The 7,812-nt window shown below is 38.2% G+C and carries 5 protein-coding genes; 2 read left to right on the forward strand and 3 right to left on the reverse strand.

Annotated features, from left to right (window positions below; all coding sequences use genetic code 11):
* The first annotated feature begins 250 nt into the window (after positions 1 to 250).
* Positions 251 to 808, forward strand: coding sequence for an SRPBCC family protein (locus tag VB797_RS25375; protein WP_323240535.1), 558 nt, complete (start codon positions 251 to 253; stop codon positions 806 to 808).
* A gap of 5 nt (positions 809 to 813) precedes the next feature.
* Entirely contained in the window at positions 814 to 1,389 is a 576-nt protein-coding gene (locus tag VB797_RS25380) for a DUF924 family protein (RefSeq protein ID WP_323240536.1), read from the forward strand.
* A gap of 132 nt (positions 1,390 to 1,521) precedes the next feature.
* On the opposite strand, the gene VB797_RS25385 is transcribed toward VB797_RS25380, so the two are convergent.
* From VB797_RS25385 to clpB, 3 genes are all read right to left on the reverse strand, one after another.
* Positions 1,522 to 1,758 (reverse strand): Nif11-like leader peptide family natural product precursor, encoded by a 237-nt coding sequence (locus VB797_RS25385; RefSeq protein ID WP_323240537.1) that lies wholly within the window; start codon positions 1,756 to 1,758, stop codon positions 1,522 to 1,524.
* Between the two features lie 314 nt (positions 1,759 to 2,072).
* Complete coding sequence (locus tag VB797_RS25390) at positions 2,073 to 3,785, reverse strand: FHA domain-containing serine/threonine-protein kinase (protein WP_323240538.1); 1,713 nt, start codon at positions 3,783 to 3,785, stop codon at positions 2,073 to 2,075.
* A gap of 1,124 nt (positions 3,786 to 4,909) precedes the next feature.
* Positions 4,910 to 7,528, reverse strand: a complete 2,619-nt coding sequence (gene clpB / locus VB797_RS25395) for an ATP-dependent chaperone ClpB (protein WP_323240539.1) — start codon at positions 7,526 to 7,528, stop codon at positions 4,910 to 4,912.
* Positions 7,529 to 7,812: the final 284 nt, after the last annotated feature.

Raw genomic sequence — 7,812 nt, forward strand, 5'->3', positions numbered from 1 at the left:
TAACTCCTCACTCCTAACTCCTCACTCCTAACTCATTAACATCAACTCTTCACAATATTAGTGATAATAGTGACACATTTTTGGGTAAATTTTGGGAATAATAGACTACAGTCGGAACTAGTTCCGGAATCCTTGTATATTGGACTGGAATTAGAATAATTGAATAGGACTCTATATAAATTATATAAATTGTAGAGTTTGTATTCTTTGTCAAAGTGTGTGTGGAATATCAAGGAGCGAGCGAAATATTATGTCTGCATCTTTTTTTTCAGACTTATTTACTACAGGTTCAGATATTGCTTGGAGTCAGGACAAGCAAGCAGCATTAATGAACGGCGAAATTCTAGTAGAAACACATTCCCACAATGCTTGGGGTGGCTGTGTAAGTGCGAAAATGTATTTACCCCTAGTACGTTCTCATGTTTGGCAAAAGATAACGGATTATCCACGTTGGGTACAGTATTTCCCTGACATCACTAAAAGTGAAATTATACACAAAGGAGATGTCAAACGTCTGTATCAGGCAGCACAAAAAGCTTTTATGATGTTTACGGCGAAAGTAGACATATATTTAAACGTAGTGGAAGATTTTGGACATAAAGTCCAGTTTCAACTGCATAAAGGTACTTTCCATGATTTCAGTGCGGATATCAAGTTACAAGATTATGGTGACGGTACTCTGTTAACTTATTCCGTACAAGCTACTCCCATAATTCCCATACCTTCAATGTTTATTCAACAAGCGATGAATTTTGAATTGCCTGCTAATATGCGTAAAATGCGACAAGTCCTTTGTAAGGGAATGTAAAAGCGATGTTAGAGGCAAATGAAATTCTTAAATTTTGGTTTGGTAGCCCGGATGATGCGGACTACGGAAAGCCAAGGAAAGCTTGGTTTGCGAAAGAACCAGGGTTTGATGAAGAATTACGAAGGCATTTTCTTAAAGATTACGAAAAAGCCGCAGGAGGATACCTAGATGAATGGAAGGATTCCCCATTAACGTGCTTGGCTTTAATTCTGCTATTAGATCAGGTTCCTCGGAATATCTTTCGTGAAACCCCTCAAGCCTTCGCTACCGATTGGGAAGCACTTTCAACCGCGCACTTGGCGATCGCTCAAGGTTACGATCGCCAATTATTAAACGTACAGCGTTGGTTCGTGTACTTACCTTTTGTACACAGCGAAAATATTGACCATCAGCGTCAAGCGGTGAAGCTATTCCAGAAAGTTAGTGGAGACAGAGATAGTGCAAGTGCGATTGAAAACGCAATTCGTCATCGGTCGGTAATTGAACGTTTTGGACGCTTTCCCCATCGCAATATAATTTTGGGACGACCTTCAACTCCTGAAGAAAAAGAGTTCTTGAAAGAACCAGGAGTGCGATTTTAGTAAAATATTAAGACACAAAGACTTAATGTCGAATGAATACAGGTCTTTGTGTCTTAGCAGAATTGAAAATAAAAGATATTTTAATTTTGAAATTAAACCTTCAAATTTATACTCAATAACAAAAATTACTTATTACCGTAAATTCAAAGATTTATTAGAAACTAACGCTCCCGTATCAAACAAAACCTCATCTAGCTCTGGTTCGGAAAATTCATAGCCTAAAGTTGCAGCAAAATTAACTATCTTCTTCTTATCCCAGTTCCAAACACCAAAAGTACCTTTGATAGAACAATTTTTATAATATTGTTCGTAAATTTCTTGATTTATCGTCAAATTCTCGTAGAAAGCATCAACTTGCTCTAACGACATAAAAAAATCTCCTCACTTGATGGCTTATTTACAAGAACCTACATACTTAAAGCTATAGATTCTCTGATAACTTCTTATTCAACGGTTGGGAGTAGTTATACGGATAAATTTCATAGATGCTCATGAAAAATTATTGTTCCGGTATTAAAACTTCAAGCCAACCCTTGAAGCTGTTAAGAACAAAAAACTCCGAATATATGTATTATTTTATTTACGTATAGCTGGTTACGCCATGAGGATATTACTTAGTATTTGTTCTTAGTCGTGGAGTTTGTATACATAACCACGATCTTTTAACTTCTTTCCCCCATCCATCAATCACAAGGCTGTACCTGGTCCCAAAAAATCCAGCCTTGACTACCATCAGAAAGCTTGATTTGGACAAAATCACCTTGAGACTTCAGAAATAAAACTTTTTCTCCTTGATTCAATGCTTTGAATCCTTCGACTTCTCTATAAGGTTGATGGCGTAATTCCGGTAATTTTGTCAACTCGGTGGGAGCAACAACGCGACATAGTTGGGGCTGTTGTGATAACAAATTGGTGTGTTGTGAATTGGCTTTACCTAATTTGCCAGTATTAACTAATGCGAATCCCCCAACAGCAGCTAAAACAGCAGCGACACCTATACTTTGTACTCCAATCGGCAGTACATTTTTGAGCATCGGCATCGAATCCGTTTTTTCTGGATGTGAAGTTGTAGTTGGGGGGTTTTCTAGTTTGCTATTTATTTTCGGAAGCCGTGCAGTTTTGGTTATGGGGTGTTGTGCATATGCAACAATAGCAAAATCTTTATGCTTGTAATCTACAGGAATATAGTTTGTGAGAGATTGTTGAGAAGTAATTTCTTTCACTTTTAAATTCTGCTGTCCCAAGCGCAGTACGCTGGAAATAGAAAGCGGCATTTCTCCAGCTAAAAGTAATTGACCATCAAGAACAGGTGGGTTTTTTTGACGGAGATTTCGCAAATAAAATTTTTCTTTTTCCTGACTAAAAAAGATTTCTACGTGGAGCGCGGATACTGTCGGTTCTGATAGAACAATATCGCAATCTTGAGGGTCGCGACCGATGCGAAATTTTCCAGGAGTTTTGCTTAATTGATTATTGGTAATTTTATAAGTTTTAGTTTCGTTAACTTCTTCCCATTCTAAAGTCAGTTCGCACAAACCATGATTTTTAGTTTCTATTAAACTAGATTCTTCCAGAATTGGTAATTCTTTTAATGTTTGTATAACTTCATCAACAGTTTGATAGCGCTCTTTGAAATGGTAGCGCGTCATTTTATTGATAACTTCAGCAAAAGCTGGATCTACTTCTCTTAGATGTTCCCAAAGTATTTCTCCAGTATTTGGGTCATCTTGAAGTTCGTAAGGATATACACCAGTTAATGCTTGAATAGCGATCATTCCTAAAGCATAAATATCGCTACCTTGACGCGGTAAACGTCTAATTTGTTCGGAAGGCATATAGCCCCGCGTTCCCACAATTAATGTCAGATTTTGCTGTCCGGTATTGGTCGCGGTTTGGCTGCGTACTTGTTTAATGGCACCAAAATCAATTAAGACTAATTTATTATCTGAAGCACGTCTGATCAGATTATCGGGCTTAATATCGCGGTGAATTACTCCTTGAGCGTGGACAAACTGTAGAATAGACAATATTTCAGTCAAAATAGCGATAACTTGTTTTTGACTTAACTTTGTGCCTGGAGGTAATTCTCGACTAAAAGAATGTCCTTCAATTAATTCTTGTACCAAATAAAATTGGTTATTGTCTTCAAAATAAGCTAATAGTCTGGGTATTTGATCGTGATTTCCCAACTGTTGTAGTGTATCGGCTTCTTTTTGAAACAATCTTCTAGCTGCTTCTAAAGCTGACCGTTCCGTACTAGTAGTCTTTAAATGCTTAAGAACGCATTTAGGTTTTCCCGGAAGGTGAATGTCCGAACTTATATAAGTTTGTCCGAAGCCTCCTTCAGCTAATATTTGGAGAACTTTGTAACGTCCTGCTAGTAACTGACCAATCATGCTATTACGGTGTTTTAAAAAGTAATTTTGCGCTTTTACGTTTAATTTGTAACTATATCGAATACCATTTTAGATTTTATAACCACACAAAAAACAAGTCTTTTCATCTAATAAGTGGCATAACAAATAGTCATGAATCTATGTTTGAGAGACATTCATTCTTGGTATTAGATTGTTGACTTAGTTACAAATAATTCTCTAATGAATCGGGCATTTGGAATTAAGTGTAGATGCATTTATTTTACACAAATAAAGGATTTAAATAATGCATATTTTTACCTTTACTGAGTTTAACTGTAAATAATTATTCAGCATTATAATTTATTTCCCCCGATAACAGCTTGGATTAAGTACACTCTAATTTAATGCTTTCAAAGATAAATTTAACTAAGCTGGTAAATAAATGAATAGCAAATTTTAAGATAGCCGGTTGCCACTTTGGCAGTTATTTACAAAATCGATAAATTTGCTTTATTTACACTTATTGATCATCCTTGTTACATTTGTTGCCATTACGTAATAAATAATTATTACTTTACTCTCAGTAGATTTTACCTCGTTCTGTATTATTAATACTCTTCAATAAATATCACAGGAGAAGTACGACAATTTAAGTTTTATCCTAGTATTTGGCTATATGTCAATTTAGTTATCTAGCTAACAAATAGAACTACCAATCTCTGTTATCTTTCTGGATAAGCAGCTTCGATTTTAGCTACATATATTAGAAAATATGTATCAAATGCATTAAATCCCCGTTTGTTGATAGACAATTAATATTTAAAATAATTTTAAGTAGATTTTGATACAAATAATATTTTTCATAAAGAGTGAACGGGCAATAGTGAGAAATGAGGAAAACTATTAAAAAATGATATTTAGGATACTATAAGTTGTTAAATGAATATGATATGTTCTTGCATTTTAGCTTGATTGATAATACATAAAAAAACCCAGTTTCTCCAATGAAACCGGGTTGAGAATATTCTAATTAAACTTTAACTAAACTACTACTCATCCAAATTAATTTTGATAGGTTTGCAGTGAGGATTTTAATCCTCAGAAAAAGAGTTAAAACTCTTACTACAAACTAAATTACCCCTCATAACTTATGTGGTGGACTACTACATTGTGACTAACTCTATGGGAACGCGCTTAAACACAAGTCGCTCGTTTTCTACATCCACAAAAATAGTATCACCGTCATTGAATTCACCGCGCAAAATTGACTTCGCGATTTGAGTTTCTAACTCGCGCTGAATCGCACGTTTTAATGGACGCGCACCGAATACCGGGTCATATCCTACTTCTACTAAAAAGTCAAGCGCAGCTTCGGAAAGTCTCAAGGACATTTTGCGATCGCCTAATCGATGACGCAATCTTTCTATTTGTAATAAAACAATCTTGCGTAATTCCGATTTTTCCAAAGCATGGAAGAAAATAATTTCGTCAATCCGGTTGAGAAATTCCGGACGGAAACTATTTCGCATCGCTTCCATAACTCGACTCCGCATTTCTTCATAACGAGAATTATCTCCAGCAACATCAAGGATAAATTGCGAACCGATGTTACTCGTCATGATGATAATCGTGTTTTTGAAGTCCACCGTGCGTCCTTGAGAATCGGTAACTCGACCGTCATCAAGAATTTGTAACATGATATTAAACACATCTGGGTGCGCTTTCTCGATTTCGTCAAACAGAATTACTGCATAAGGACGACGACGGATAGCTTCGGTAAGTTGTCCACCTTCTTCATAACCAACATACCCCGGAGGCGCACCCAGCAATCGAGAAACAGCGTGTTTTTCCATGTATTCCGACATATCAATCCGCACCATCGCTTCTTCCGTGTCGAACATATAGGAAGCCAAAGCTTTAGCCAATTCGGTTTTACCAACACCCGTAGGACCGAGGAAAATAAACGAAGCTATAGGACGATTGGGGTCAGCAAGTCCCGCACGAGAACGCTGTATCGCATCCGCGATCGCAGTTACTGCTTCATCTTGTCCAATTACGCGGTTATGTAGTTCATCTTCAAGATTTAATAATTTCTCTTTTTCCGATTCCACTAACTTGCTGATGGGGATACCCGTCCACTTGGAAATAACTTCCGCAATATCAGCTTCGGTGACTTCTTCCCGTAACAAAGATTTACCGCTGTGCTGCGCTTGGGAAAGTTCGGTTTCCGCAGCTTCTAATTGACGATGCAAATCGGTTAACTTGCCGTATTTCAACGCAGCCGCCCGATTCAGGTCGTAATCTCGCTCTGCCTGCTGAATTTCCAGGTTAACTCGATCCATTTCCTCTTTTACCGACTGAATTTTAGTAATTACGTCTTTTTCCGACTGCCACTGACTGTTAAGAGTCCGCTGGTCTTCTTTAAAATCGGCAAGTTCCTTTTCCAACCTTTCCAACCGTTCGCGAGATGCGGTATCGCTTTCTTTTTGCAGCGATAACTTCTCCATTTCCAGTTGCAAAATCTTGCGATCGATTTCGTCTAATTCTTCTGGTTTGGAAGTAATTTCCATTTTCAAACGCGCTGCGGCTTCATCTACTAGATCGATCGCCTTATCTGGTAAAAAGCGGTCGGTAATATAACGGTTCGATAAAGTAGCAGCCGCAACCAAAGAACTATCAGCAATTCTGACCCCGTGGTGAACTTCATATCGTTCCTTCAAACCACGTAAAATCGAAACAGTATCTTCCACGCTGGGTTGGTTTACATAAACTTGTTGGAAGCGTCTTTCTAAAGCCGCATCTTTCTCAATATATTTGCGATATTCATCCAAAGTAGTCGCACCGATACAGCGCAATTCACCCCGCGCTAACATGGGCTTGAGCAAATTACCCGCATCCATCGCCCCTTGAGTTGCTCCAGCACCAACTACAGTATGAATTTCATCAATGAATAAAACAATATTACCTTGAGACTCGGTAACTTCTTTTAATACAGCCTTGAGACGTTCCTCAAACTCACCCCGGAACTTCGCACCCGCAATCAAAGCACCCATATCCAAAGCGATCAGCTTGCGGTCTTTGAGCGATTGCGGCACATCACCCGCCAGAATTCGTTGTGCTAAACCCTCAGCGATCGCCGTTTTACCCACACCAGGTTCACCGATTAATACGGGGTTATTTTTAGTCCGACGCGACAAAATTTGAATGGTACGACGTATTTCATCATCGCGTCCAATCACGGGGTCAAGCTTACCTTCACTAGCAGCTTGAGTTAAGTCACGGCCGTATTTTTCCAGAGATTGATATTTACCTTCTGGATTTTGATCGGTCACTTTTTGGCTCCCCCTAATTTGCTTAATAGTATCTTTTAATTTCCTTTCATCTATGCCATGATCTCGAAATACACTTTTACCAAAACGGTCATCCCGAGCATAAGCTAGCAATAAATGTTCGATGGAAATATATTCGTCACCAAACTCCTTGCGGTATCCATCCGCTCGGTCTAACAGCGTATCCAAGCTGCGCCCCAAGTATACAGAACTACTGCTACCCGATACCCTAGGCTGACTTTTAATAAACTCTTCCGTCCGTTCTTTGATTTTTTGAGGATTCGCACCCAACTTAGTAAAAATAGGTGCAGTCAATCCATCTTGCTCCAGCAGAGCCTTCATTAAATGTTCGCTTTCAATCTGCTGTTGTTGAAATTGTTTGGCAATCTCAGGAGTATGGGTAATAGCCTCCCAAGCTTTTTCGGTAAATTGGTTTGGATTAGTAGGTTGCATAGGTTTTGTAAAAAAGTTAACAACTTGATTACTACAAAAAAATCAAAAATAAACAATTCTTTCTATAAGACATTCTAAAAAAAGTCGTGCATCTTACAGGGTCGGTGTTCACCCCCCAGTTAGTCGTATTTTCCTAAAAGGGAATGGGGAATAGGTAATTGGTAATTATTCTTCCCCTTGTCCCCTTGTCCCTCCCAACGAGTTACCATAACTCCAGGTCGGATTTAAAATAAGTTAGGACTTAGCAAAAAAGCACATTTTTTTTGTAGAGTGTGTGACTAGGG

Origin of the sequence: Rivularia sp. UHCC 0363 (genome assembly GCF_034931125.1) — a bacterium.
GTDB lineage: Bacteria > Cyanobacteriota > Cyanobacteriia > Cyanobacteriales > Nostocaceae > Rivularia.

Coding starts and splice junctions, on each gene's coding strand:
- VB797_RS25375 (WP_323240535.1), top strand. CDS start 251: ATGTCTGCATCTTTTTTTTCAGACTTATTTACTACAGGTTCAGATATT.
- VB797_RS25380 (WP_323240536.1), top strand. CDS start 814: ATGTTAGAGGCAAATGAAATTCTTAAATTTTGGTTTGGTAGCCCGGAT.
- VB797_RS25385 (WP_323240537.1), bottom strand. CDS start 1,758: ATGTCGTTAGAGCAAGTTGATGCTTTCTACGAGAATTTGACGATAAAT.
- VB797_RS25390 (WP_323240538.1), bottom strand. CDS start 3,785: ATGATTGGTCAGTTACTAGCAGGACGTTACAAAGTTCTCCAAATATTA.
- clpB (WP_323240539.1), bottom strand. CDS start 7,528: ATGCAACCTACTAATCCAAACCAATTTACCGAAAAAGCTTGGGAGGCT.